General features: G+C 65.2%; 28 protein-coding genes. 5 read left to right on the top strand and 23 right to left on the bottom strand.

The genetic code is table 11. The annotated features are described in order from the left end of the window. Nucleotides 1-45: 45 nt before the first annotated feature. The 9 genes from H7F35_RS32440 to lexA all read right to left on the bottom strand — a co-directional run bounded on the left by H7F35_RS32440 (nucleotide 46) and on the right by lexA (nucleotide 9,235). On the bottom strand, nucleotides 46-1,317 hold the full coding sequence (locus tag H7F35_RS32440; RefSeq protein WP_187110580.1) for an acyl-CoA dehydrogenase family protein: 1,272 nt from the start codon (nucleotides 1,315-1,317) through the stop codon (nucleotides 46-48). 85 nt (nucleotides 1,318-1,402) lie between these two features. Continuing rightward, nucleotides 1,403-2,509 (bottom strand): phosphotransferase, encoded by a 1,107-nt coding sequence (locus tag H7F35_RS32435; RefSeq protein ID WP_187110579.1) that lies wholly within the window; start codon nucleotides 2,507-2,509, stop codon nucleotides 1,403-1,405. A gap of 9 nt (nucleotides 2,510-2,518) precedes the next feature. Then, on the bottom strand, nucleotides 2,519-3,238 hold the full coding sequence (locus H7F35_RS32430) for a Crp/Fnr family transcriptional regulator (RefSeq protein WP_187110578.1): 720 nt from the start codon (nucleotides 3,236-3,238) through the stop codon (nucleotides 2,519-2,521). 61 nt (nucleotides 3,239-3,299) lie between these two features. Then, the gene (locus tag H7F35_RS32425) at nucleotides 3,300-4,079 is read right to left on the bottom strand and encodes an oxepin-CoA hydrolase, alternative type (RefSeq protein ID WP_187110577.1); all 780 of its coding nucleotides are present in this window, start codon (nucleotides 4,077-4,079) and stop codon (nucleotides 3,300-3,302) included. A 38-nt stretch (nucleotides 4,080-4,117) separates the two neighbouring features. Further along, complete coding sequence (locus H7F35_RS32420) at nucleotides 4,118-5,638, bottom strand: 3-hydroxyacyl-CoA dehydrogenase (RefSeq protein WP_187110576.1); 1,521 nt, start codon at nucleotides 5,636-5,638, stop codon at nucleotides 4,118-4,120. A 113-nt stretch (nucleotides 5,639-5,751) separates the two neighbouring features. Next, nucleotides 5,752-6,930 carry an MFS transporter gene (locus H7F35_RS32415; protein ID WP_187110575.1) on the bottom strand — a complete coding sequence of 393 codons (1,179 nt, stop codon included), beginning with the start codon at nucleotides 6,928-6,930 and terminating at the stop codon, nucleotides 5,752-5,754. Nucleotides 6,931-6,934: 4 nt separating this feature from the next. Further along, nucleotides 6,935-7,942: a D-2-hydroxyacid dehydrogenase family protein gene (locus tag H7F35_RS32410; RefSeq protein WP_124462567.1), complete on the bottom strand. Its 1,008-nt coding sequence runs from the start codon at nucleotides 7,940-7,942 to the stop codon at nucleotides 6,935-6,937. Between the two features lie 90 nt (nucleotides 7,943-8,032). Then, the gene (locus tag H7F35_RS32405) at nucleotides 8,033-8,413 is read right to left on the bottom strand and encodes a hypothetical protein (protein WP_187110574.1); all 381 of its coding nucleotides are present in this window, start codon (nucleotides 8,411-8,413) and stop codon (nucleotides 8,033-8,035) included. A gap of 138 nt (nucleotides 8,414-8,551) precedes the next feature. Then, nucleotides 8,552-9,235 (bottom strand): transcriptional repressor LexA, encoded by a 684-nt coding sequence (lexA, locus tag H7F35_RS32400; RefSeq protein WP_187110573.1) that lies wholly within the window; start codon nucleotides 9,233-9,235, stop codon nucleotides 8,552-8,554. Nucleotides 9,236-9,308: 73 nt separating this feature from the next. Here lexA and H7F35_RS32395 point away from each other — a divergent pair, with 73 nt between their 5' ends. Further along, nucleotides 9,309-10,271, top strand: a complete 963-nt coding sequence (locus tag H7F35_RS32395; protein WP_187110572.1) for an asparaginase — start codon at nucleotides 9,309-9,311, stop codon at nucleotides 10,269-10,271. 35 nt (nucleotides 10,272-10,306) lie between these two features. Here the strand turns inward: H7F35_RS32395 and adk are convergent, their stop codons facing one another. From adk to H7F35_RS32365, 6 genes are all read right to left on the bottom strand, one after another. Beyond that, a complete protein-coding gene (adk, locus tag H7F35_RS32390; RefSeq protein ID WP_187110571.1) occupies nucleotides 10,307-10,963 on the bottom strand; it encodes an adenylate kinase in 657 nt (218 codons plus the stop codon). Nucleotides 10,964-11,099: 136 nt separating this feature from the next. Continuing rightward, complete coding sequence (gene kdsB, locus H7F35_RS32385) at nucleotides 11,100-11,873, bottom strand: 3-deoxy-manno-octulosonate cytidylyltransferase (protein WP_187110570.1); 774 nt, start codon at nucleotides 11,871-11,873, stop codon at nucleotides 11,100-11,102. After that, nucleotides 11,870-12,052, bottom strand: coding sequence for a Trm112 family protein (locus H7F35_RS32380; RefSeq protein ID WP_057596378.1), 183 nt, complete (start codon nucleotides 12,050-12,052; stop codon nucleotides 11,870-11,872). Before H7F35_RS32380 ends, kdsB begins: the two co-directional genes overlap by 4 nt. Beyond that, nucleotides 12,033-13,055, bottom strand: a complete 1,023-nt coding sequence (gene lpxK / locus H7F35_RS32375) for a tetraacyldisaccharide 4'-kinase (RefSeq protein WP_187110569.1) — start codon at nucleotides 13,053-13,055, stop codon at nucleotides 12,033-12,035. Before lpxK ends, H7F35_RS32380 begins: the two co-directional genes overlap by 20 nt. Then, nucleotides 13,056-13,481 (bottom strand): ExbD/TolR family protein, encoded by a 426-nt coding sequence (locus H7F35_RS32370; RefSeq protein ID WP_410010807.1) that lies wholly within the window; start codon nucleotides 13,479-13,481, stop codon nucleotides 13,056-13,058. It abuts the gene before it with no gap. A gap of 11 nt (nucleotides 13,482-13,492) precedes the next feature. After that, nucleotides 13,493-14,125 (bottom strand): MotA/TolQ/ExbB proton channel family protein, encoded by a 633-nt coding sequence (locus H7F35_RS32365; protein WP_093241076.1) that lies wholly within the window; start codon nucleotides 14,123-14,125, stop codon nucleotides 13,493-13,495. Between the two features lie 313 nt (nucleotides 14,126-14,438). Here H7F35_RS32365 and xseA point away from each other — a divergent pair, with 313 nt between their 5' ends. Both xseA and H7F35_RS32355 read left to right on the top strand, forming a co-directional pair. Then, nucleotides 14,439-15,752 (top strand): exodeoxyribonuclease VII large subunit, encoded by a 1,314-nt coding sequence (gene xseA, locus H7F35_RS32360; RefSeq protein ID WP_187110567.1) that lies wholly within the window; start codon nucleotides 14,439-14,441, stop codon nucleotides 15,750-15,752. Nucleotides 15,753-15,802: 50 nt separating this feature from the next. Next, on the top strand, nucleotides 15,803-16,384 hold the full coding sequence (locus tag H7F35_RS32355) for a superoxide dismutase (protein ID WP_187110566.1): 582 nt from the start codon (nucleotides 15,803-15,805) through the stop codon (nucleotides 16,382-16,384). Nucleotides 16,385-16,454: 70 nt separating this feature from the next. On the opposite strand, the gene H7F35_RS32350 is transcribed toward H7F35_RS32355, so the two are convergent. The 3 genes from H7F35_RS32350 to H7F35_RS32340 form a co-directional block, all read right to left on the bottom strand. Continuing rightward, the gene (locus H7F35_RS32350) at nucleotides 16,455-16,913 is read right to left on the bottom strand and encodes a DUF192 domain-containing protein (RefSeq protein WP_187110565.1); all 459 of its coding nucleotides are present in this window, start codon (nucleotides 16,911-16,913) and stop codon (nucleotides 16,455-16,457) included. A gap of 89 nt (nucleotides 16,914-17,002) precedes the next feature. Continuing rightward, complete coding sequence (locus tag H7F35_RS32345; protein ID WP_187110564.1) at nucleotides 17,003-17,200, bottom strand: hypothetical protein; 198 nt, start codon at nucleotides 17,198-17,200, stop codon at nucleotides 17,003-17,005. Nucleotides 17,201-17,355: 155 nt separating this feature from the next. Next, nucleotides 17,356-17,694, bottom strand: a complete 339-nt coding sequence (locus H7F35_RS32340; protein WP_187110563.1) for a cell envelope biogenesis protein TolA — start codon at nucleotides 17,692-17,694, stop codon at nucleotides 17,356-17,358. 217 nt (nucleotides 17,695-17,911) lie between these two features. Here H7F35_RS32340 and icd point away from each other — a divergent pair, with 217 nt between their 5' ends. Together icd and H7F35_RS32330 are read left to right on the top strand one after the other, a co-directional pair. Further along, a complete protein-coding gene (gene icd / locus H7F35_RS32335; RefSeq protein WP_187110562.1) occupies nucleotides 17,912-19,171 on the top strand; it encodes an NADP-dependent isocitrate dehydrogenase in 1,260 nt (419 codons plus the stop codon). Nucleotides 19,172-19,332: 161 nt separating this feature from the next. Beyond that, on the top strand, nucleotides 19,333-20,529 hold the full coding sequence (locus H7F35_RS32330; RefSeq protein WP_187110561.1) for a tyrosine-type recombinase/integrase: 1,197 nt from the start codon (nucleotides 19,333-19,335) through the stop codon (nucleotides 20,527-20,529). On the opposite strand, the gene H7F35_RS32325 is transcribed toward H7F35_RS32330, so the two are convergent. From H7F35_RS32325 to H7F35_RS32305, 5 genes are read right to left on the bottom strand one after another with little or no spacing between them, the layout of a single operon-like run. Next, the gene (locus H7F35_RS32325) at nucleotides 20,526-20,783 is read right to left on the bottom strand and encodes a helix-turn-helix transcriptional regulator (protein ID WP_187110560.1); all 258 of its coding nucleotides are present in this window, start codon (nucleotides 20,781-20,783) and stop codon (nucleotides 20,526-20,528) included. The two genes, H7F35_RS32330 and H7F35_RS32325, sit on opposite strands and share 4 nt — an antisense overlap. Beyond that, entirely contained in the window at nucleotides 20,780-21,493 is a 714-nt protein-coding gene (locus H7F35_RS32320) for a hypothetical protein (protein ID WP_187110559.1), read from the bottom strand. The genes H7F35_RS32325 and H7F35_RS32320 overlap by 4 nt, the downstream gene beginning before the upstream one ends. A gap of 24 nt (nucleotides 21,494-21,517) precedes the next feature. Beyond that, complete coding sequence (locus H7F35_RS32315) at nucleotides 21,518-21,793, bottom strand: hypothetical protein (protein ID WP_187110558.1); 276 nt, start codon at nucleotides 21,791-21,793, stop codon at nucleotides 21,518-21,520. A 15-nt stretch (nucleotides 21,794-21,808) separates the two neighbouring features. Continuing rightward, entirely contained in the window at nucleotides 21,809-22,372 is a 564-nt protein-coding gene (locus H7F35_RS32310; RefSeq protein ID WP_187110557.1) for a baseplate J/gp47 family protein, read from the bottom strand. After that, nucleotides 22,369-22,722 carry a GPW/gp25 family protein gene (locus H7F35_RS32305; RefSeq protein ID WP_222621991.1) on the bottom strand — a complete coding sequence of 118 codons (354 nt, stop codon included), beginning with the start codon at nucleotides 22,720-22,722 and terminating at the stop codon, nucleotides 22,369-22,371. The genes H7F35_RS32310 and H7F35_RS32305 overlap by 4 nt, the downstream gene beginning before the upstream one ends. Between the last annotated feature and the right edge of the window lie 4 nt (nucleotides 22,723-22,726).

The following is a 22,726-nucleotide window of genomic DNA, read 5'->3' as shown; positions in this document are numbered from 1 at the left end:
CCCTCACCCCAAGCCTCTCCCCGAGGGGAGAGTGGGTAAGACAGATCAGAAGCGAGTGACAGGCATGTCGGCTTCGGTCTTGTCGGCCGAGTACCTGCCCAGCTCCCACTTGGCAATCGCGTTGCGGTGCACCTCGTCCGGGCCGTCCGCAAAACGCAGCGTGCGCGCATGGGCGTAGGCGTTGGCCAGCGGGAAGTCGTCGCACATGCCGCCGCCACCGTGAACTTGCATGGCCCAGTCGATCACCTGGCAGGCCATGGTCGGTGCCACCACCTTGATCATCGCGATCTCGTTCTTGGCGACCTTGTTGCCGGCCACGTCCATCAGCCATGCGGCCTTGAGCGTGAGCAGGCGCGCCATGTCGATCTTGCAGCGTGCTTCGGCGATGCGTTCCTGCGTCACGGTCTGCGAGGCGACGGTCTTGCCGAAGGCCACGCGCGACGAGGCGCGCTTGCACATCAGCTCCAACGCGCGCTCGGCCAGACCGATCAGGCGCATGCAATGGTGGATGCGTCCCGGGCCAAGGCGACCCTGGGCGATCTCGAAACCGCGGCCTTCGCCGAGCAGGATGTTGCCCACCGGCACGCGCACGTTCTCGAAGTACATCTCGACGTGGCCGTGCGGCGCATCGTCGTAGCCCATCACGTTGAGCGGGCGCACGATGCGGATGCCCTTGGCGTCCGCCGGCACGATGACCATGCTCTGTTGTGAATGGCGGGGCGCGTCGGGGTCGGTCTTGCCCATGGTGATGTACACCGCGCAGCGCGGATCGGCCGCGCCGGAGATCCACCACTTGTGGCCGTTGATCACGTACTCGTCGCCCTGGCGTTCGATGCGCGTCGAGATGTTGGTGGCGTCGCTCGAGGCCACTTCGGGTTCGGTCATCGCGAAGGCCGAGCGGATCTGGCCTTCGAGCAGCGGCTTGAGCCAGCGTGCCTTGATCTCTTCCGAGCCATAGCGCGCGATGGTTTCCATGTTGCCGGTGTCGGGCGCCGAGCAGTTGAAGGCTTCGCTCGCCCACGGCACCGCACCCATGATCTCGGCCAGCGGTGCGTATTCCTGGTTGGTCAGGCCGGCACCGGCGTAGCCGGAAGCCGAGGCGCTGTCGACCGGCAGGAACAGGTTCCACAGGCCCTGGGCCTTGGCTTTGTCCTTGACCTTCTCGACCGTCTTCAGCGCGGTCCAGCGCTTGCCCGCGACCGTGTTGGCGGCCAGCTCGGCGCTGTACTCGGCTTCGGCCGGGTAGATGTTTTCATCCATGAACGCCTTGACGCGTTTCTGCAGATCTTTGGTTTTGGCCGAGTATTCGAAATCCATCTTCGTCTCCTGGTGGGTGTAGGGGCGGTTTACTGAGTAACCTTCGCCTTCGGCTGCGGTATTCGCCTTGGGGCGGCCCTGCGGCTCATGCCTTTTGGGCAAACTGCCAGGCCATTTCGGCCATCGGACGCGCGCCACGGGCCGAAGCCACGGCTTGCTCGCTAGATGCGGTACCGGCCTCGACCCGCTTGGCAATGCCTTGCAGGATCGCGGCCATGCGAAACAGGTTGTAGGCCTGGTAGAAATTCCAGTCGGGCGCCAGCGCCTCGGGCGTGCTGATGCGGGTGCGTTCGCAATAGCGGCGGATGTATTCGCTCTCGGTGGGAATGCCCAGCGAGGCGACATCCACGCCGCCGATGCCGCGCCCGGTGGTGGGCGGCATGTGCCACGACATGCAGTGGTAGCTGAAGTCGGCCAGCGGATGGCCCAGCGTGGAGAGTTCCCAGTCGAGCACCGCGATGATGCGCGGCTCGGTGGCGTGGAACATCACGTTGTCCAGGCGGTAGTCGCCATGGACGATCGACACCTTGCTTTCGTCGCGTGCGCTCGCCGGCATGTGGGCGGGCAGCCAGTCGATCAGCCGCTCCATGGCCTCGATGGGCTGCGACAGTTCGCTGGCGCCATCCGCCGAAGCTTTGTACTGCTTGCTCCAGCGGCCGATCTGGCGCTCGAAGTAGTTGCCGGGCTTGCCGTAGTCGGCCAGGCCGCGGGCGGCGAAGTCGACGGTGTGCAGCGCCGAGATCACGCGGTTCATTTCGTCGTAGTGGGCTGCGCGCTCGGCATTGCTCATGCCGGGCAGCGACTGGTCCCACAGCACGCGGCCCTGCATGAACTCCATGACGTAGAAGGCGCGGCCGATGATGGCTTCGTCTTCGCACAGGCAGTGCATGCGCGGCACCGGCACGTCGGTGCCGGCGAGGCCGCGCATGACCTTGAACTCGCGTTCCACTGCATGGGCCGAGGGCAGCAGCTTGGCGACCGGGCCCGGCTTGGCGCGCATCACGTAGCTCTGCGAGGGCGTGAGGAGCTTGTAGGTCGGGTTCGACTGCCCGCCCTTGAACATCTCGACCGTCAGCGGTCCCTTGAAACCATCGAGATTTTTTTCGAGCCAGGCGGAGAGCGCATCGACGTCGAAAGCGTGCTGTTGCGAAACGGCGCGGGTGCCGATGAAGTTGGAGAAGTCCTGGCTCATTTCAGCTTTCTAGCTTTCTGCTTCCGACACGCGCATCAAGGCCGCGCGATCCGAAACGACGAGGCCGCCCGGCTCGATCCGGATCGTGCCCTCGCGCTCCATGGTCTTGAGTTCCTGGTTGACCCGCTGGCGCGAAGCGCCGAGCAACTGCGCGAGTTCTTCCTGCGCCAGTTGCAGGCCGATGCGCATCTGGCTGCCGTCTTCCAGGTTGGGCACGCCGTAGCTGCGCACCAGATGAATGAGCTGCTTGGCCAGCCGTGCCCGCAGGGGCAGGGTGTTGAGGTCTTCCACCAGCCCGAACAATGTGCGGATGCGGCGTGCCTGCAGCCGCATCAGTGCTTCGTACAGCTCCACATGCGAGGCGAGGATCTTCTGGAAGTCCGCACGCGCCACGCAAAGAATGGTGCTGTCCCCGTGCGAGTAGGTGTCGTGTGTGCGCCGGTCCCCGTCGAACATCGCCACGTCGCCGAACCAGATGCCCGGCTCCACGTAGGTCAGCGTCACCTGCTTGCCCGAGACGGCCGTCGAGCTGACGCGCACCGCGCCCTTGGCGCAGGCAATCCAGTGGTCGGGCGGGTCGCCGCGGGCAGCGATCAGGTCGCCGTCCTTGTAGCGTTTGACGAAAGCACATCGGAGGATGTCGTGCCGTAGCGATGGAGATAGGGAAGAAAACCAGCGACCACTGTTGATCGCTTCACGTTCTTCGATAGTAAGAATGGGGTCGTCCATTGGTCTGTCCTCTCGGCGACTGAAAAGCTGAAGGGTGTCACGGGAGCGACGCCGTCAGGCGTTACTCGTATTGCGGCGGTTTCTTGTCGAGGAACGCGGCGATGCCGATGCCCGCGTTCGCGTGGTGCAGGTTGCGCACGAAGTGGTCGCGCTCCTGCGAAAGCTGCGAGGCCAGCGTGGCGCCGTGCGCCTCGCTCAGCAGCTCCTTGATGCTGGCCAGCGAGTTCGGCGCGCGTGCGTTGAGCTTGCCGGCCAGCGCCAGGGCGCCCGCGAGCGCCTGGCCGTTCTCGGTCAGCTCGTTCACCAGCCCTGCTGCATGCAGGCGCGGTGCGCCGATGCGCTCGCCGTTCATGAGCCATTCGCTGGCCAACTGGCGCGGCAGTTGCTGCCCCAGGTGCCAGCTCAGGCCGCCGTCGGGCGACAGCGCCACGTTGCTGTACGAGGCCGCGAAGACCGCGTCACGCGCGGCCACCACGAAGTCGCAGGCCAGCGCGAGCGAGAAGCCCGCGCCCGCCGCCGCGCCTTCGACCGCCGCGATGATCGGCTTGGGGAAGGTGCGGATCGAGTCGATCCAGTTGTGCAGGCCCTCGATGCTCTCGGCCTGCACCGAGCGGTCGAGCTGGCGGTTGGCCAGCAGCCGCTGCAGCGAGCCGCCAGCGCAGAACCATGCGCCTTCGCCCACGATGACGACGCTGCGGATCTCGCTGCTGCCCTCGGCGCCGTTGAGCGCCTCGATGCCTGCGGCGTAGATCTCGGGGCCCAGTGCATTGCGCTGGGTCGGGTTGGCGATGGTCAGCACCATGGTGCTGCCCTCGCTGGTGCTCTTGAGTTCGGCGGTCATCGCTGTGTCGCGTTTCCAGTCGGTCGGTTGTTGGTTTCTTATTCTTCTTCGTGCAGCAGGCTCAGGCCCAGGGCGCCGCGGCGGCGCAGCCACGGGCTCGGGCGATAGCGCGGATCGCCGTACACGGTCTGCAGGTTGAACAGCACTTCGAGCATGTTGGTCGGGCCGTAGAGGTTGCCCATGGCCAGCGGGCCGCGGGGATAACCCAGGCCCAGTTGCACGGCCGTTTCGAGGTCGGCCGGCGAGCACACGCGCTGCTGGCACATGTCGGTGGCGATGTTGACGATGGTGCCGATCACGCGCTGCGTGACGAAGCCGCCGCTGTCGCGGATCACGCTCACGGCCTTGCCGTCGCGTGCGAAGAGGGCGTGCGCGGCATCGCGGATGTCGCGGCGCGTGGCGGGGTTGGTGGCGAGCACGCGGCGCTTGGTGGCGGCGTCGTCGATCAGCATGTCGATGCCGATGGTGCGCGTGGCGTCCAGGCGCTCGACGGCGGCGACGGTGGTCACGTCGAAGCCCAGCGGCGCGACCAGGATCAGCGATTGCGGGGCGGCCGTGGCGCCGCTGTCGATCTGCGCGCCCAGCGTGTTGATCAGGCGCAGCAGCTCGGCACGGCGTGCGGCGCGCGGCGACACCCACACCGAAGGCGTGCCCTCGACAACGGGTGCGGGGGCCTCGGGTGTCTGCTGCATCACGCCGTCGGTGTAGCGGTAGAAGCCTTCACCGGTCTTGCGGCCCAGTGCGCCGGCAGCCAGGCGCTGCGCAGTGATCACGCTCGGGCGGAAGCGCGGTTCCTCGAAATACTGGTGGTAGATCGACTCCATCACCGGATGCGACACGTCGAGCGCCGTCAGGTCCAGCAGCTCGAAGGGGCCAAGGCGAAAGCCCGCCTGGTCTTTCAGGATGCGGTCGACGGTCGCGAAGTCGGCCACGCCTTCGCCGACGATTCGCAGCGCCTCGGTGCCGTAGCCACGGCCCGCGTGGTTGACGATGAAGCCGGGCGTGTCTTGCGCCTGCACGGCGCTGTGGCCCATCTGCACCGCGTAGCCGGCGAGCTGCTTGCAGACCTCGGGCGCGGTCTTGAAGCCCGCGACCACCTCGACCACCTTCATGAGCGGCACGGGGTTGAAGAAGTGGAAGCCCGCGATGCGTTCGGGACGCGCCAGCCCGGCCGCGATGGCCGTGACCGAGAGCGACGAGGTGTTGGTGACCAGCGTGGCCGTCGGTGCCACCACGGTTTCGAGTTCACGGAACAGCTTGCGCTTGACTTCGAGGTCTTCGATCACGGCCTCGATCACCAGATCGCAGCCGGCCAGGGCCTGGATGGCATCGACCGCCTTGACGCGGGCGATCTGGGCATCGCGCGCGGCGGCGTCGATCTTGCCCTTCTCGTGCAGCTTGTTCCATTGGACGACGAGGGCTTCGCGGCCGCGCTCGGCGGCGCCGGCAAAGCTGTCGAGCAGCAGCACCTCGCTGCCCGCCTGGGCGGCGATCTGAGCGATGCCGCGACCCATGGCGCCGGCGCCGATCACGCCGATTCGGGTGTAGTTCACTGTCATTGGTTGAAGATTTTCGCTGGTTGAGTGGTATCCGGGCCGCAGCGCCGGGAGGGGGCGAGGCGCGGTGGCAAGCTCCGATTTTGCAATCCCGCGCGGGCAGGGCGTGACGGGTTTTACGCGGAGGCGCGATTCAAGGCCGAACGGTGGCTGCGGTCGATGGCCGCGCTGAGGGCGATGGCGAGCAGCATCAGGGCAAAACCGACCCAGCTCATCCATGCCGCCGCGTCGTTGGCCAGCAGCCAGCCGCCCAGGGCCGCGCCCACCGCCTGACCGGTATAGATGCCCGAACTGTTCAATGCAACGGAGCCCGGCGCGAGAGCGGGCGCCAGACCCACCAGGCGCGCCTGCTGGGCCGAGTTGGTGGCGAAGCAGCCCAGACCCCAGGGAACGAGCACCACGGCCAGCCAGGCGAGCGTGGAAGCCAGCGGCCACAGCAGCAGGCTCAGTGCAATCAGCACGGTCGTGACCAGCACCATGCGCCCGGCGCCGATGCGGTCGATGAAGCGGCTGACCACCATGTTGCCCACCAGGCCGCAGGCGCCGAACAGCGCCCACATCACGCTCAGCGTGGTGGCATCGGCGCCGAAGCTCTGCTTGAGGATCGGGCCGAAATAGCTGAAGAGCACGAACTGGCCGGCCCCTTGCAACGCCGTGACCGAGACGATGCCCATCAGCACCGGACTGCGCAGCACGCGCGACCACGCGGCGGCCGTCAGCGCGGCTGGGCGAATGCCCTGGGGAAGGGTGAGCCAGATCGACGCGGCGCTCACGATACTCAGCGCCGCAATCGCCATGAAGGCCATCCGCCAGCCCAGGTGGCCGCCGATCAGCGCGCCGATGGGCAGGCCCAGCACCGAGGCCATCGACCAGCCCAGAAAGACGAAGGTCACGGCCCGCCCGCGCTGCTCAGGCGGCACGAGCATGCCGGCGCAGGCGGCGGCCTGTGGCGTGAAGATCGCGGGGGCGATCACCGTGAGCATGCGCATTGGCAGCAGGGTGCCGAAGCTCGGCATCAGCGCCGAGAGTGCGTGCCCTGCGGCGTACCAGAGCAGGGTCAGGGCCAGCAACTGCCGGCGGTCCCAGCCGGCGACCGCGGCGGCCAGCAGCGGCGCGCCAATGCACATCACCGCTGCCGCGGCCGCGATCAGTTGGCCCGCGGTTGCGACACTGACGGCGAGAGATGTGCTGATTTCATTGAGCGTGCCCGGCACGACCATCACGCCCGTGCCGATCACGAAGTTGCCGGCCAGCAGCGCCCAGAGCGCGCCCCGCGGCGCGGGCTGCCGACTCATGAATTCACCGGCGAACCTGCAGCGCGCCTGGATTCACGATGTTCGTGGGATTGCCGTTGATGTAGCTCACGACGTTGTCGAACGCCTGGCCGAAATAGCTCTCGTAGCTTTCCTGCTCGACATAGCCGATGTGCGGCGTGCAGATGCAGTTTTCCAGCCGCAGCAGGGCATGGCCTTGCAGCGGCGGCTCGCTCTCGAACACGTCGATGGCCGCCAGGCCCGGGCGCCCGCGATTGAGCGCGGCAAGCAGGGCATCGGCTTCGACCAGCTCGGCGCGGGAGGTGTTGACGAACAGCGCCGTCGGCTTCATGCGCGAGAGGTCTTCCAGCGTGATGAGGCCGTTGGTTTCTTCGTTCAGCCGCAGATGCACCGACAGCACGTCGGCCTGGGCAAAGAATTCGTGGCGGTTCTGCGCCACCTGAAAGCCGTCGGATCGGGCCTTGGCGCAGCTCGCTTCGCGGCCCCAGATCACGACCTGCATGCCGAATGCCTGCCCGTAGCGCGCGACCAGTTGGCCGATGCGGCCATAGCCCCAGATGCAGAGCGTCTTGCCCTTGAGCACCGAGCCGAGCCCGAAGTTGGGTGGCATCGAGGCCGACTTGAGCCCCGATTGCTGCCACGCCCCGTGCTTGAGGTTGCTGATGTACTGCGGCAGTCGGCGCATGGCCGCCATGATCAGAGCCCATGTGAGCTCTGCAGGCGCCTGGGGGGAGCCAGTGCCTTCGGCCACCGCAACGCCCCGCTCGGTGCAGGCCGTGACGTCGATGTGGCCACCGACCCGTCCGGTTTGCGAAATGAGCTTGAGCTTGGGCAGCTTTTCGATCAGCTGGCGCGAAATCTGGCTGCGCTCTCGGATCAGCACGATCACGTCGGCATCCTTGAGGCGAACCGAGAGTTGTCCGATGCCTTTGACCGTGTTGGTGTAGACCTTGGCCGCGTACGCGTCCAGCTTGGCGGCACAGCGCAATTTGCGCACGGCGTCCTGGTAGTCGTCGAGGATCACAATGTTCATGGCGTGCCATTGTGCCTCGCAGCATTGGGATGTCGCGCCTGTGAACGTTTGGATACCCACCCCAGAAGGCTTTCGCAGGGGTGTTCGGGCTCAGTGCAGGTGTGCCGAACGGGGGGCGGTGGCCATGATTTCCGCCGTTTCGAGCGCCGCCAGTCGGTCGAGTTCTGCGCACACATCGGCCATGCGGCCCGAGATCACGACACGGTTGTTGGTGCGTTGTGAGCCCTGCCGGTCAATCACGCGAACCACGCGCAGCGGGCGTGCCGGTGCGGCGGCTGCCGTTGGCGACGTGGCGGCGTTGGCAGACCGGGTGGTGCAGGCGGGACGCACTGCGACGTAGCGCAGCCCGGCCGAGGTTTCGCTGTGGTCGAGCTTGTCCAGCCGGTGAGGGCGGCGAGCCGGCATCAGGCGGCTGGCGAGCGATTGCAGCGGCATCCAGAAATCAGCGATGGCGAGGAGGGCGATTCCCATGTGAACTCCAAAAAAATATGAGGTTGAACACAGGCAGGATTTCTTGAATCGGCCGCGACAGGGTGATGGCGACTTCGCGCCATACGCCCGCCACCTGTTGCGGCCGGATGGGGTGCTGCTGCAAGCAGGCCGTGCGGCCTACATCAGCATGGTGTTGCGGATGAGTCCGACAGCGAGGCCTTCGATTTCGAAAGGTTCGCCGGGCTGGACGATGATGGTCGGGTAGTCGGGGTTTTCGGCGTGCAGCTCGATCACCAGCTTGTTGCGCTTCAGGCGCTTGACCGTGACTTCGTCGCCAAGGCGCGCCACCACGATCTGGCCGTTGCGCGCTTCCTTGGTGGCCTGCACGGCGAGCAGGTCGCCGTCCATGATGCCGGCGTCGCGCATCGACATGCCGCGCACCTTGAGCAGGTAGTCGGGCTGGCGCTGGAACAGCGTGTTCTCGACGTAGTAGGTCTGGTCGATGTGCTCTTGCGCCAAGATGGGCGAGCCGGCTGCGACGCGACCGATGAGCGGCAGCGCCAATTGCGCCATGCCGGGCAGCGAGAGCGAGAACTGGCCGCCTTCGCGATGGCGTGTTTCGTTGAGCGAACGCAACGCGTCGCCCTTGAGGCGGATGCCGCGCGAGGTGCCGCTGACGAGTTCGATCACACCCTTGCGGGCGAGCGCCTGCAGGTGTTCTTCGGCGGCGTTGGCCGACTTGAACCCCAGCTCGTTGGCGATTTCGGCGCGCGTTGGCGGCGCACCGGTACGTGCGATGGCGCTCTGGATCAGGTCCAGGATCTGCTGCTGGCGGGCTGTAAGCTTCACGGCGAACTGCATATGTGGTTCCTTGCGGCACTGGCTATTTATCCAGTGCCTGTATTTTTAACCAGTTTTTAGAAGTTGACAAGCCATGGCCAATGCCCCTTTGTCCGAGTTGCGTCGCGTGGTGGTTCTGGGCACCGGCGGAACCATTGCCGGCCGGGCGGCCAGCAGCGGCGACAACATCGGCTACACCGCCGGGCAGGTGGGGGTGGCCGACCTGCTGGGCGGCATCGAGGCGCCAGAGGGCGTGACGCTGGTGGCGGAGCAGGTGGCGCAGGTCGACAGCAAGGACATGTCGCTCGACATCTGGCAGAAACTTGCGCAGCGCTGCGTGCATTGGCTGGCGCAGCCCGATGTGGTCGGGGTGGTGATCACGCATGGCACCGACACCTTGGAGGAAACGGCGTTCTTCCTGCATTCGGTGATTGCGTCGGCCAAACCTGTAGTGCTGACCTGCGCGATGCGCCCGGCCACAGCCCTGGCGCCGGACGGCCCTCAGAACGTGCGTGACGCCATCGTGGTGGCGGCAACGGCCGGTGCGCATGGCGTGACGGTGGTTTGCGCCGGCACGGTCCACAGTGGCGTGGATATTCAAAAGGTGCACACCTATCGGCTCGATGCCTTCGCCTCGGGCGATGCCGGCCCGATCGGCTACGTGGAAGAAGGAGCGGTGCGCCGTGTCAGGGCGTGGCCCGAAGGTGCCGCGCTCGAGGCCTCGAAAGCCCTGGATGCCGTGGGTCAGTGGCCCCGCGTCGAGATCGTCATGAGCCACGCTGGCGCAAGCGGTGCGCTCGTCGATGCGCTGCTGCAGGTTGGGGGCGCCGAGCCTGTGCGTGGGCTGGTTCTGGCTGCGACCGGCAACGGCACGCTGCACCATGCGCTGGAAGCGGCAGCGCTCAAGGCGCAAGACCGTGGTGTTGCCGTGCTGCGTGCCACGCGATGTGCCAACGGACGCATCCTGCCCAGGCCGGACGACCGGCTGCGCGATGCCGGCGCGCTCACGCCGGTGAAGGCGCGCATCGCGCTGATGCTGGAATTGCTGGGGAAATAAAAACCGCCCTGTCGAAGGGCGGCCGGAAAGTCAGATCAGCTGCTCAGCGCAGCCAGTGCACGTTGCGTGATTTCATCGACCGTGCCCACGCCCTTGATGGCGCGGTATTTCGGCGCGGCGGCCGGATCGGTCTTGGCCCAGGCCGAGTAGTAGTCGACCAGCGGGCGCGTCTGCTGGCTGTAGACGTCGAGCCGCTTGCGCACGGTTTCTTCCTTGTCGTCCTCGCGCTGGATCAGCTCTTCGCCGGTCACATCGTCCTTGCCTTCGATCTTGGGCGGATTGAATTTGACGTGGTACGTGCGGCCTGAGGCAGGGTGTGAGCGGCGACCGCTCATGCGCTCGATGATGTCGCTGAAGGGCACATCGATTTCAAGCACGTAGTCGAGCTTGACGGCTGCCGCCTTCATGGCGTCGGCCTGCGGAATGGTGCGCGGGAAACCGTCGAACAGAAAGCCGCTGGCGCAGTCGGCCTGTGCGATGCGTTCTTTCACGAGATTGATGATCAGGTCGTCGCTGACCAGTGCGCCGGCGTCCATGACGGCCTTGGCCTGCAGCCCCAACGGCGTGCCGGCCTTGACGGCGGCGCGCAGCATGTCGCCGGTCGAGATTTGAGGGATGCTGTATTTCTGGCAGATGAAGGCCGCTTGCGTGCCTTTGCCCGCTCCGGGCGCGCCCAGCAAAATTAGTCTCATGGTGTCCTCGGACGGTTCTTAGATTTTGTGTCGCGCCGAGCGTCGGCCCGAAGGCTGGGCAAGGCGGAGTTGCATCGAGGATAGCACGCGTGCCAGTGAGGATTTTCCCTTGTCTTCACTCGGGCGACACCTCGCCTCAGGGGGAGGTTTTCGCTGCAAAGACCGCGCGCACGCGAGCCAGGTCTTCGGGGGTGTCGATGCCGGGGCCGGGTGCGACATGGCTCACATGCACTGCAATGCGATGCCCGTGCCACAGCGCGCGCAACTGCTCGAGTGCTTCGGTCGCTTCGACGGGGGACGGTGGCAGCGATGGAAACTTGCGCACGAAGCCCGCGCGATAGCCGTAGATACCGATGTGGCGCAAGGGGGCCGGAGTCGGCAGCACGGTCGGCGCCGCGCCGTTGACGGAGCCGTCGCGCCACCAAGGGATTGGCGCGCGGCTGAAATAGAGAGCGTGGCCCTGCGCGTCGAGCACGGCCTTCACGACGTTCGGGTTCATGAAGTCGCTGATCGAATCGATCTCGTGCGCCGCGGTGCTCATGGCGGCCTGCGGGTGAGCCTCCAGTTCGGCCGCCACGGCGTCGATCAGGGCGGGGTCGATCAATGGTTCGTCACCCTGCACGTTGACGACGATGTCGTCGCCGTCGAGGCCCAGTTGCTCGCAGGCTTCGGCCAGCCGGTCGGTGCCGCTGGGGTGGTCCTGGCGCGTCAGGATGGCTTCGACGCCATGCGCCTTACAGGCCGAAATGATGGACGGATCGTCCCCGGCGACGACCACACGTGCTGCACCCGATTCGCTGGCGCGCTGGGCAACGCGCACCACCATGGGCACGCCGGCGATGTCGGCGAGGGGTTTGTTGGGCAGCCGTGTCGACGCCAGTCGCGCCGGCACGAGGACGGTGAAACTCACAGCCCCAGCTCGTCGTCGGACAGCGTGCGGGCTTCGTTCTCGAGCAGCACCGGGATGCCGTCGCGCACCGGATAGGCCAGACGCGCACTGCGCGAGCACAGCTCTTGCTTCTCGGGGTTCCAGGTCAAAGGGCCCTTGGTGACGGGGCAGACGAGCAGTTCAAGCAGCTTGGTATCCATCGAGCGATGATAACTTTGCGTCGAGCGCAGTGAAGAATTCCGGGGAGGGGGCGAAGTGCAGCGGCACGGCCAGTGCGTCGGGCGCCTGACGCCACAACTTGACAGCATCTTTTTCGGTGCAGACAAGGGCGTGGGTGGTGTTGGAGGGGCGTTGCCAGCCGTCGAAATCGTAGTGATCGGGCAGTGCGATGGTTTCGGCGAGCGTGAGGCCGCGTGCGCGCAGCATCTCGAAGAAGGCCTCGGGTCGTGCGATGGCCGCCAGCGCGATCACCGCCTGGCCTTCGAGGGTCTGCAAGGGCACATGCTTTCCGTCGCTGGTCAAAGCGTCCGCTGCAAGGTTGCGGGTCGCGGTGTAGCCGCCAGCGAATGCGGGCCGTTCGCCGCTGTGCAGGACGAGGTCGCAGCGGCGCGGCCAGGCCTCGCGCAAGGGGCCCGCGGGCAGCCGCCAGCCATTGCCGATGCCACGGTCGTCGAACACGCAGATCTCGATATCGCGTCCCAGCGCCAGATGCTGCAGGCCGTCGTCGCTGACGATGACCTGTGTGCCCGGATGCCGTGCCAGCAGGGCGCGTGCCGCTTCGACGCGCTGCCGGGCGACGAACACCGGCGCGTTCGTGGCATGACGGATCAGCGCGGGTTCGTCGCCGACATCGTGCGGATCGCTGTCGTCGAGCACTTCGCGGCAGTCGTCGGTGCGGCGCCCGTAGCCGCGCGACACCACGCCAACTTGCAACCCTCGCGCCTGGAGGTGCCGAACGACGGCCATCACCACCGGCGTCTTGCCGGCGCCGCCTGCAATCACGTTGCCCACGACGATCACGGGCACCTGCACACGCGCAGTCCGAAGCCATCCCAGGCGATAAAGCCAGCCCCGAACAGCGAAGAGTGCGGCGTACAGCAGCGACAGCGGCCAGAGCAGGCAGGCCAGCGGCCCGCGATGCAGCCAGGCGTCCTGCAGCCGCGAGCCCGACGAGCCGGTGCTGCTGCGACCTTCTGAAGGCACTCAGTGCCCGGCTTGCGCCGTCGACTGGGCTGCGAAGGTGATCTGCATCAGGCCGACGCGGCGAGCCGCTTCCATCACCGTGATGACGGCCTGGTGCGGGCTGCTCGCGTCGGCGCTGATGATCACCACGCTGTCCTTGCCGCCGGTGGCTGCTGCGGCGAGCGCTGCCGCCACGGTTTCCACATTGCGGTCCGCCACGGCGGCCTTGTTGACCGAATAGCGCCCGTCGGCTGACACTGTCACGATCACTTCCTTTGGATAGTCGCGCTGCGCGTCGACGTCCGCCGTGGGCAGCCGCAGCTGCATCTCGGTGAACTTGCTGTAGGTGGTCGACAGCATCAGGAAGATCAGCACGACCAGCAGCACGTCGATGAACGGGATCAGGTTGATCTCGGGCTCATCGCGCGAGCCGTGCCGAAACTGCATGCGGGCGCGGGTCATTTGCGCAGGGCGTTGAGGTGGCGGGCGAAGCGTTCGCCGGACAGTTCAAGATTCAGCAGATATTCGTCGACGCGGCTGCGAAAGTAGCGCCAGAAGATCAGCGTGGGAATTGCCACGATCAGCCCGAAGGCCGTGTTGTAGAGCGCGATCGAGATGCCGTGCGCCAGTTGTGCCGGGTTGCCCGAGCCGACGGCGCCGCTGCCGGGCGACTGCGAACCGAAGATTTCGATCATGCCGATCACCGTGCCCAGCAGGCCGAGCAGCGGTGCGGCAGAGGCGATCGTGGCCAGCGCAGGCAGGTAGCGCTCCAGCCTGTGCGCGACCGTGCGGCCCGAGGCCTCCATGGCCGCACGCAGGTCGTCTTCGGTGCAACGGGGGTTGGCGTTGAGTGCGCGAAGGCCAGCGGCCAGCACCTGGCCGAGCATCGAGTTGCTTTCCAGCTTCGTCACGACATCGGGGCCGGGAATGGCGCCTCGCGAGACGGTGATGGTTTCGTCGAGCAGCTTCGGCGGCAGTACCCTCACGGTCTTGAGACTTGTGAAACGTTCTATAACCAGCGCGAGCGCAATGACGGAACAGGCGAGCAATGGCCAGATAGGCCAACCCGCGGCAACAATGATGGAAAACAAGAAAATCCTCCGACCCATAGACTGCAAATGCGCGGCGATTATCCACTGAGCCCACCATCGCCACGCGGCTTGTTTTCGTGTCGGCAAGGGCGCACAGATTCTGTGGATAACTTTGTGATTAACCTGCTGCGCAATGCGTCCGAACCCGCATGGGACGGGCTTTCCGCTAGATCGACTGAATTTTGAGCAGCACTTTTTTCAATAAAATCAATGACTTGCACGAGAAGTCGTGCGCTTGTTCAGCCCTGGGGCATGAAAAAGCGATGTACGCCGTCCGTTGTGGAAGAGTGGCACCGGGCCACGCGTGCATTCCATGAACCTGCGCGACACGAATTCCGCGCCCGGGCCGCGCGTCTGGGCTGTCGGCGCGTTGTGCCGCGCGGTCGCCGACGCGCTCGACGCGCGCTTCAATCCGGTTGCCGTGCGCGGCGAGATCTCCGGTTTTTCGCGGGCGTCGAGTGGACATTGTTACTTCTCGCTCAAGGACGAGTCCGGTCAACTGCGCTGCGCGATGTTCCGTCGAGCCGCCGGTTTGCTCGACTTTTCACCGCGCGACGGCGACCAGGTCGAGGTGCGCGGACGCTTGGCGGTGTACGAGCCACGCGGCGATCTGCAACTGGTGGTCGAGAGCCTGCGGCGTGCGGGGCAGGGCGCCCTGTTCGAGCAGTTCATGCAACGCAAGGCGCGGCTGGAAGCCGAAGGGCTGTTCGATCCGGCGCGCAAGCGGGCACTGCCGGCCATGCCGCGTGCGGTGGGCGTCGTCACCTCGCTCGGCGCTGCGGCGTTGCATGACGTGGTCACCGCGCTGCGGCGGCGCGTGCCACACATTCCGGTGGTGCTGGCGCCGGCGGCCGTGCAGGGCGTCAATGCGCCGGCCGAACTGGTGCGGGCATTGCAATCCCTCTACGCGCTGGAGCCGGCGGTCGACGTGATCCTGCTGGTGCGTGGCGGTGGTTCCATCGAAGACCTCTGGGCCTTCAATGACGAAGCGCTGGCGCGCACCATCGTTCAGAGCCCCGTGCCGCTGATCAGCGGCGTGGGCCACGAGACGGACTTCACCATCGCCGATTTCTGCGCCGACCTGCGCGCACCGACGCCCACTGCGGCGGCGGAACTCGTCAGCGCGCCGCGCGACCTGTGGCTCGGCGCGCTCGATCTGCTCGATGAGCGGCTCAGCGATGCTTTGGGTGGGCGCCTCGATGCGCTCGGGCAGCGTCTCGACCAGGCGGCGGGGCGTCTCGGGCGGCCTTCGAATCTGGTGGCTCGCCAGCAGCTCCGGCTGGCGCACCACGCGCAGCGCCTTCAGTACGCGGTGCTATCGCGGCGAGAGCGCCTGGCGCAAGCACCGCGTTCGATTGCGGCCGATTTTCCTTTGAAGTTCGAGCGTGCCCTGGTGCAGCGACGCGAACGCCTGGAGCGCGTGGCCTTGCGCCTGCGGCTGCTCGATCCGGCCTTGGTTCTGCAGCGCGGGTATGCGTGGCTGACCGATCCAGGTGGCCGAGCGATCGTCAGTGCCACGCAATTGACGGCCGGCGACGCTGTCGTCGCGCGGCTTGCCGATGGCGAGGTCGACCTGACCGTCACGCCCGGCGACGCAACGGGCCCGCGTCCGACGCGCCCTCAATAATTACTTCCTAGAATCCTGCATTCCCCACAACCAACCCACGAGAAAAAACCATGGAACATGTGCTCCCACCCCTGCCGTACGCCCTCGACGCGCTGGCCCCGGAATATTCGAAGGAAACCCTCGAGTACCACTACGGCAAGCACCACAACGCCTACGTCGTGAACCTGAACAACCTGCAAAAGGGCACCGAGTTTGAAGCCCTGACGCTGGAAGAGATCATCAAGAAGGCCAGCGGCGGCATCTACAACAACGCCGCCCAGATCTGGAACCACACCTTCTTCTGGAACTGCATGAAGCCGCAAGGCGGCGGCGCTCCCACCGGCGCGCTGGCCAAGGCCATCGATGCCAAGTGGGGCAGCTACGACGCCTTCAAGGAAGCCTTCGTGAAGTCGGCCGTGGGCAACTTCGGTTCGGGCTGGACCTGGCTGGTGAAGAAGGCCGACGGCTCGGTGGACATCGTGAACACCGGCGCAGCCGGCACGCCGCTGACGACTGCAGACGTCGCGCTGCTGACCGTCGACGTCTGGGAACACGCCTACTACATCGACTACCGCAACCTGCGCCCGAAGTTCGTCGAGACCTTCTTGGCCAAGCTGGTGAACTGGGATTTCGTCGCCAAGAACTTCGGCTGAAGCCGCGCTTCTAGATCAAAAAAGCCGACCTGCGGGTCGGCTTTTTTTGTGGCCTTCAGGCGCTAGAAACTCAGCGTTTGGTGGCTGAGAACAACTCGCCGCTGAGCTTGGCGCCCTTCTTGATGTTCTTCTTGGCGAACCAGCCCTGGTTCATTTCAAGCACGTAGCGCACGGGTTCGAGGGAGCAGTGCGAGTTCTCGGTCATCGGCTGCATGTCGACCAGGTTGACGATGCGGCCGTCGTCCGCGACGAAGGCGGCGGTCAGCGGCAGGATCGTGTTGCGCATCCAGAAGCACTGTGTCGCAGGCTGCTCGAACACGAAGATCATGCCTTCGGCCTGCGGCATTTCCTTGCGGAACATCAGGCCGATTTCTCGTTGCTGGGGCGTTTGCGCGATCTGCACATCGATCTTGTACAGGCCGACCGACAACTGCGTGCGTGCCAGATCGGTTTGAGGTTGCTGTTGCGCATGCGCGGGCATCATGAAAGACGCGGACAACAGGAGCAGGGCGGCGAGACGCTGAAACATCGGATAACTCTTTCAGGGCGGGGTCAGGGCCCGGCCCGTAACCAATAAAAATGCCCGCTGAAGCGGGCATTGCCGGTGAGCTGGAAAGCTTACACCTTCTTGGCGGCGGCCGTGTGGGCCTTGGCGACGTGGCGAACCTTGTGCTTCTTGGCTGCAACGTGCTTCTTCGAAGCGTGCTTGGCAACCTTGGGAGCGGCAGCAGGAGCAGCCGTGGTGGGTTCGGCTTGTTGAGCGAAGGCACCGGCAGCGAAGAGACCGGCGATCAGGGCTGCGAGCAGCTTGTTCATGAGAAATCCTTTGATATCGTTGATTTGGATAGCCCTCCCTGCGGAAGGTAGACATTCAACGGAGCCCGCTTCTGGCGGTTGACAGCAATGCAGTCGCCACAGGCGAAAAAAAAGAGCGCTCCGAAGAGCGCTCTTTTTTAGGGGGTCAGGCTGACTTACTTGGCGGTCGGCATGTCGGGCGTGCCGCCTTGGGTCGACTTGCGCTTCACGCTGCCGTCCTTGTTGCGACGACGCTGGTCGCGGGTGCTGGCGCGCTTTTCGCCAGAAGCCGCAGCCTTGTCGGCACCGATGGCGCCGCCTTCGGGGGTCTTGGCTTCGTCGCCAGCAGGAGCGGCAACCTTGCCAGCGGGCTTGGTAGCCTTCTTGGCTTCGGCGCGTTGCTGAGCCTTGCTGTTGGTGGCGTTCCCTTGTTCGGGCGTCGTGCCGGCCGGGTTTTGGGCGTAGGCGCCAGCGGCGAACAGGCCGGCGATCATGACTGCGAGAATTTTGCTCATTGATGATTCCTCTATCGAGAATTGGTTGGAAACGCCTCCCGGCGAGCAGAAGGTCAGCCACTAACGAGGCCATTGGCCCTATGGTTGACAAACGCTTGCTGATGGGTTGCGTCTAAAATGTACAGCGATTTGTTCGCGGGCTGTACAGCGATTCCCCGTCGTGTCTGAATTCGCTGACAGTCGTCAAAATTACGCCACTTCCGGAGCCATCCCCCTCATGTCCAGCTACCAGCACATCAAAGTTCCGGCCGAAGGTCAGAAGATCACGGTCAACGCAGCCAACTCGCTCAATGTGCCGGACCAACCGATCATCCCGTTCATCGAAGGCGACGGAACCGGTTTGGACATCACCCCGGTGATGCTGAAGGTGGTGGACGCGGCAGTGGCCAAGGCCTACGGTGGCAAGAAAAAGATCCACTGGATGGAGGTCTACGCTGGCGAGAAGTCGACCAAGGTCTATGGTCCCGACGTCTGGCTTCCCGAAGAAACGCTGCACGCCGTGCGCGACTACGTGATCTCCATCAAGGGCCCGCTGACCACGCCTGTCGGTGGCGGCATCCGTTCGCTGAACGTTGCGTTGCGCCAGGAACTCGATCTTTACGTCTGCCTGCGCCCCATTCAGTACTTCGAAGGCGTTCCCAGCCCCGTGCGTGAGCCGCACAAGACCAACATGGTCATCTTCCGCGAGAACTCGGAAGACATCTACGCCGGCATCGAGTTCGAAGCCGAAAGCGACAAGGCAAAGAAGCTCATCAAGTTCCTGCAGGACGAATTGGGCGTCAAGAAGATTCGCTTCCCGAACACTTCGGGCATCGGCGTCAAGCCCGTGTCGATCGAAGGCACAGAGCGCCTCGTGCGCAAGGCGTTCCAGTACGCCATCGACAACGACAAGCCCAGCGTGACCATCGTGCACAAGGGCAACATCATGAAGTTCACCGAAGGTGGATTCCGTGACTGGGCCTACAACCTCGCCGCCAAGGAGTTCGGCGCCGAGTTGATCGACGGCGGCCCGTGGATGAAGTTCAAGAACCCGAAGACGGGCAAGGAAATCACCGTCAAGGACAGCATCGCCGATGCGTTCCTGCAGCAGATCCTGTTGCGTCCCGCCGAATACAGCGTGATCGCCACGCTCAACCTCAATGGCGACTACGTCTCCGACGCGCTGGCCGCACAGGTCGGCGGCATCGGCATCGCTCCGGGCGCGAACCTGAGCGACACCGTTGCCATGTTTGAAGCCACCCACGGCACGGCGCCCAAGTACGCAGGCAAGGATTACGTGAACCCCGGCTCGGAGATTCTCTCGGCCGAAATGATGCTGCGTCACATGGGCTGGACCGAAGCCGCCGACCTGATCATCAGCTCGATGAAGAAGTCGATTGCGAGCAAGAAGGTCACCTATGACTTCGCCCGCCTGATGGACGGCGCCACGCAAGTGAGCTGTTCGGGTTTTGGCCAAGTGATGATCGACCACATGTGACACATTGAATAGTCCTGCACCGGCATGACTTACAGCCCCGTCTTCCCTCTGGGAGGGCGGGGCTGTATTGCTTTTGGGTTGCCCATTGTTGAACCGGGTTGCCTTACATTTGGGGCCATGTTCGGGGGCCATCGTTTTTTGCATGGCCCCATTCCTCGAAGATGCGCCACGTCAACTACACCCTCAAGCCTGCAGTAATAAATAGCGCCTCGCCTCGCGACAAAGCGTATTCCTTGACAGACGGCGGGGGGCTGCACATCGAGGTGTTGCCGTCCGGCTCAAAGGTCTGGCGCTACAAATACCACCTGGACGGCAAGCGCGAGAAGGTCACCATCGGCGCCTACCCTGCGTTCAGCATCAAGGCGGCCCGAGACCGGCACGAGGAAATGCGCGCAATGGTCGAGCGCAATGAGAGTCCGGCCAGGCAGAAACAAGTCGACGGGGCAGAACGGCGCAGCGTAGAGGCCAGGGCGGTGACGTTCAAAATGTTCGCGGAGCAGTGGATCGATGAGACGCTGTTCTATCGGTCGGCGGGCTACCGCGCGCAGATCATTCGCTGGCTTCAGGCATACGTCTATCCGGAGATCGGCGACCTCGCCCTGGGCAACGTTCAGCCGGCACACGTGCTCTCGATCATCGAGAAGCGGCTCGACACCACCGTGGCCGCCGAGCGGATCCGCGTGATCATCCAGCAGATTTACAACCACGCCATCCGAAAGCTGATCGTGACCAGTAATCCGGCCACGCCGCTGCGTGGCGTGGTGACGCGCGCGCCAGTCGAGCACCATCGACACCTCAACGAAAAGGAGCTCACGGCGTTCTGGCGGGGCATCGATTTGCAGGGCGCCCATGCGACCACGATTGCAGCGTCGAAGCTGCTCGTGCTGACGATGGCACGCAAAGTCGAGCTGCTGCGGTCGACGTGGGCCGAATTTGATCTCGACTCCGGCGTTTGGGATGTACCGGGACCACGCATGAAGATGAAGAAGCCGCATCGCGTTTTTTTGTCGACTCAGGCGGTCAGCATCTTGACGACGGTTCACGCGCTGACGGGACACGGCGACTACGTCTTTCCGTCGATCTTTCGAGGCGGCGTTCCGATGAGCGACGTGACTCTCAACCACTTCTTCAAGCGCATCGACTTTGGCGTGCCGGAGTTCAGTCCGCACGGCACGCGGGGCACCGCTGCAACGTTACTGCGTGAGCATGGTTTCGGCCGCGATGTGGTCGAGTTGCTGCTCGCCCATTCGGAGAAGAACCAAGTGGTCGCGGCGTACACGCATGCCGAGCATGTTGGCGAGCGGAAGAGGGCGATGCAGTTCCTGGCGGACTACATCGACCAATTGGCCGCGCCCTAGTTCGACAGGCCTTCGGCCAAGCCCTTGCGCACGGCGAGAACCTGCTCGACGGGCCACACGCGCGTGCGTGCACCGAGCAGGATGCCCTTTGGGACCCTCCCTTCCTCGACCCACTTCAGCCACGTGCGGCTCACGATGGGCAGTAGCCCCGGTTTGCCATGTTTGCGGTCGCCGCAGATGTCCTTCACGCGCAACAATGCGCCGGCAGGGTATTGCTTCAGCGGCTCGCTCGTGGCGTTGACGGCGTTCTTCATTGAATTTCCGGCGTGAATTGGGCGTGGTCCTCGTCGCTGAGCCAGAGCACGGGAGGCAACGAAAGAACGCTGTCGCGCAGCGCCTCGAGGCTTCCATCGTTCTGCAGCTCGAAGTCGACGGCGATCTGGTGCCGCTCGCTGCTGTGATGCGCCGTATCGGCATCGAGCGTTGTCGCGTTCGGGCTGTGGACACGCACGACGCTGAGCTGCGCGCCGAGGGCATACAGCGCTGCCATTTCGACCGGATCTCGCAGATCGGTGATCGCGAAGCGACGGAAGCCCACAGACGCCTTCCGGTTGATCCAGCGGCAGGCAATGTCGGCGTAGTAGGTCGGCCGAAAGCGCCGCTGGAAGTCCGCCCAGTGTTGCATCGCCCAGCGTGGGCTGCGCGGTTCATGCAGGCTCTCGCCGGCGTCGAAGCACCAACTGACGAAGGCCGGCTCGTTGCACATGCCCACGGCAAGTGCGGGAATCGACCATTCCTTCGTCGGGCGGTGGTTGAGCATCCGCTCGTCGATGCGCCAGGCGGACGCGATCTCACGCCGGAGTGCATCGCCGAACGCGATGGTCTCGAACTGGCAGTGGTTGAGCAGCACTGCGGCAGCGCTGTCCTTGCCGGCACCTGTCTTGCCGGTGAAGGCGATCACGGTGATGCCATGCTGCGTGGCCTTGCCGCAGTGGCGCGGCGATTCAATGTAGACACGATTCATGCTGGGTCTTCTCTTTTGGGTGGATCAGTCCTCGTCGCGCTCGCCTGATGCGGCGCGCTTGTGGTCGAAGAAGGGAAGGCCGCCCGTGGGCGGTGGGAAGGGCCGGCAGGCCGCAGCGCGCTGTACACGCACGGGCAACGCGCCGGCGGCGCTCGGATGCTGGGCCGCGAGGCGCACCATGCGGCTGCGCACGCGGTCACGCATGACGGTCTCGAAGTCCTCGGCCCGCCGAAAGCGCGCCGCCATGCGTGCGCAGGCTTCGCGCAGCAGCTGGTCGGTGGGCTCGATCGCGTGGGCCATGTCGGCTTCGCCAGGTCAGCGCCAGGCCGGCATGTCGAGGTGCCGCGCATTGGGGCCGCAGCTGCCGTGCGCGGAGCGCGCAGCGTCAAGGGCTTCGGGGCCATGGCATTCACGACACCGGTGTCGACGGCGTACGTCGACCTGTGCGCTCGCGGTGAGCGCGTGGTAGCGATAGCTTTCCTCGGGCCCGGCAGTCGTGATGCCTTCGGGCGCGAGCTGGATGCGCTCGCGAAACCGCTCGTCGTCTTCGTAGGCGGCCGCCACCGGTGGCACCGCGTTCGGATTGGCTGGCGTCACGACCAGGCGGGGCACCTGATAGTTCGCGCCGAGGTTGTCGAGGTCCGTGCCCTTGGCGTAGGCCAGCATGCAGGCCTTGGCCGCGTCGTTGATGCGCTGGCGCATCAACAGCTCCTGATAGGCCATCTCCTCGAGCAGCTTGTAGGCCGGATCGGATTCCAGCACGAGGCTGTAGTCCGGGTAGCGCGTCTGAAACGATGCGAGGCGACGCGCGAGGATGACCTCGAAGTCCAGCACCTCGATGACGGTCGGCGCCGGCAACAGCGACATGTCCATGCTCATGTCGCGGCCCCGATCTGTACCGGCACGCGCATCGACAGCACGCTGCGACGTTGGCCGGGCGGGGTGTAGATGCCTTGCAGGTCGAGGATGGCCTCGCCCGGGTTCTCTCCGGTGAAGATCTGCACGCGCGACAAGCGCAGGCGCGGCTCCCATTTCATGAGTGCACCTGCCGTCGCGGCATACAGCCGCACGCGGGTCATTCCGTTGTCCGGGTGATCGAGCAGCTCGGGCCAGAGGCTGCCGTAGGGACGGCGCATGGTTCGCGAACCCAAGGGTGTGCCCAGGATGTCGGGGATGCTCTGGCGCAGGTGCTCGATCCCGTCGAGCGGCTTGCCTGTGAGGCGATTCATGCCG

Origin of the sequence: Variovorax sp. PAMC26660 (assembly GCF_014302995.1) — a bacterium.
In the GTDB taxonomy this organism is placed as follows: domain Bacteria; phylum Pseudomonadota; class Gammaproteobacteria; order Burkholderiales; family Burkholderiaceae_C; genus Variovorax.
The sequence above is the reverse complement of the archived record's forward strand: the minus strand, read 5'-3'. Positions and strand labels throughout refer to the sequence as shown.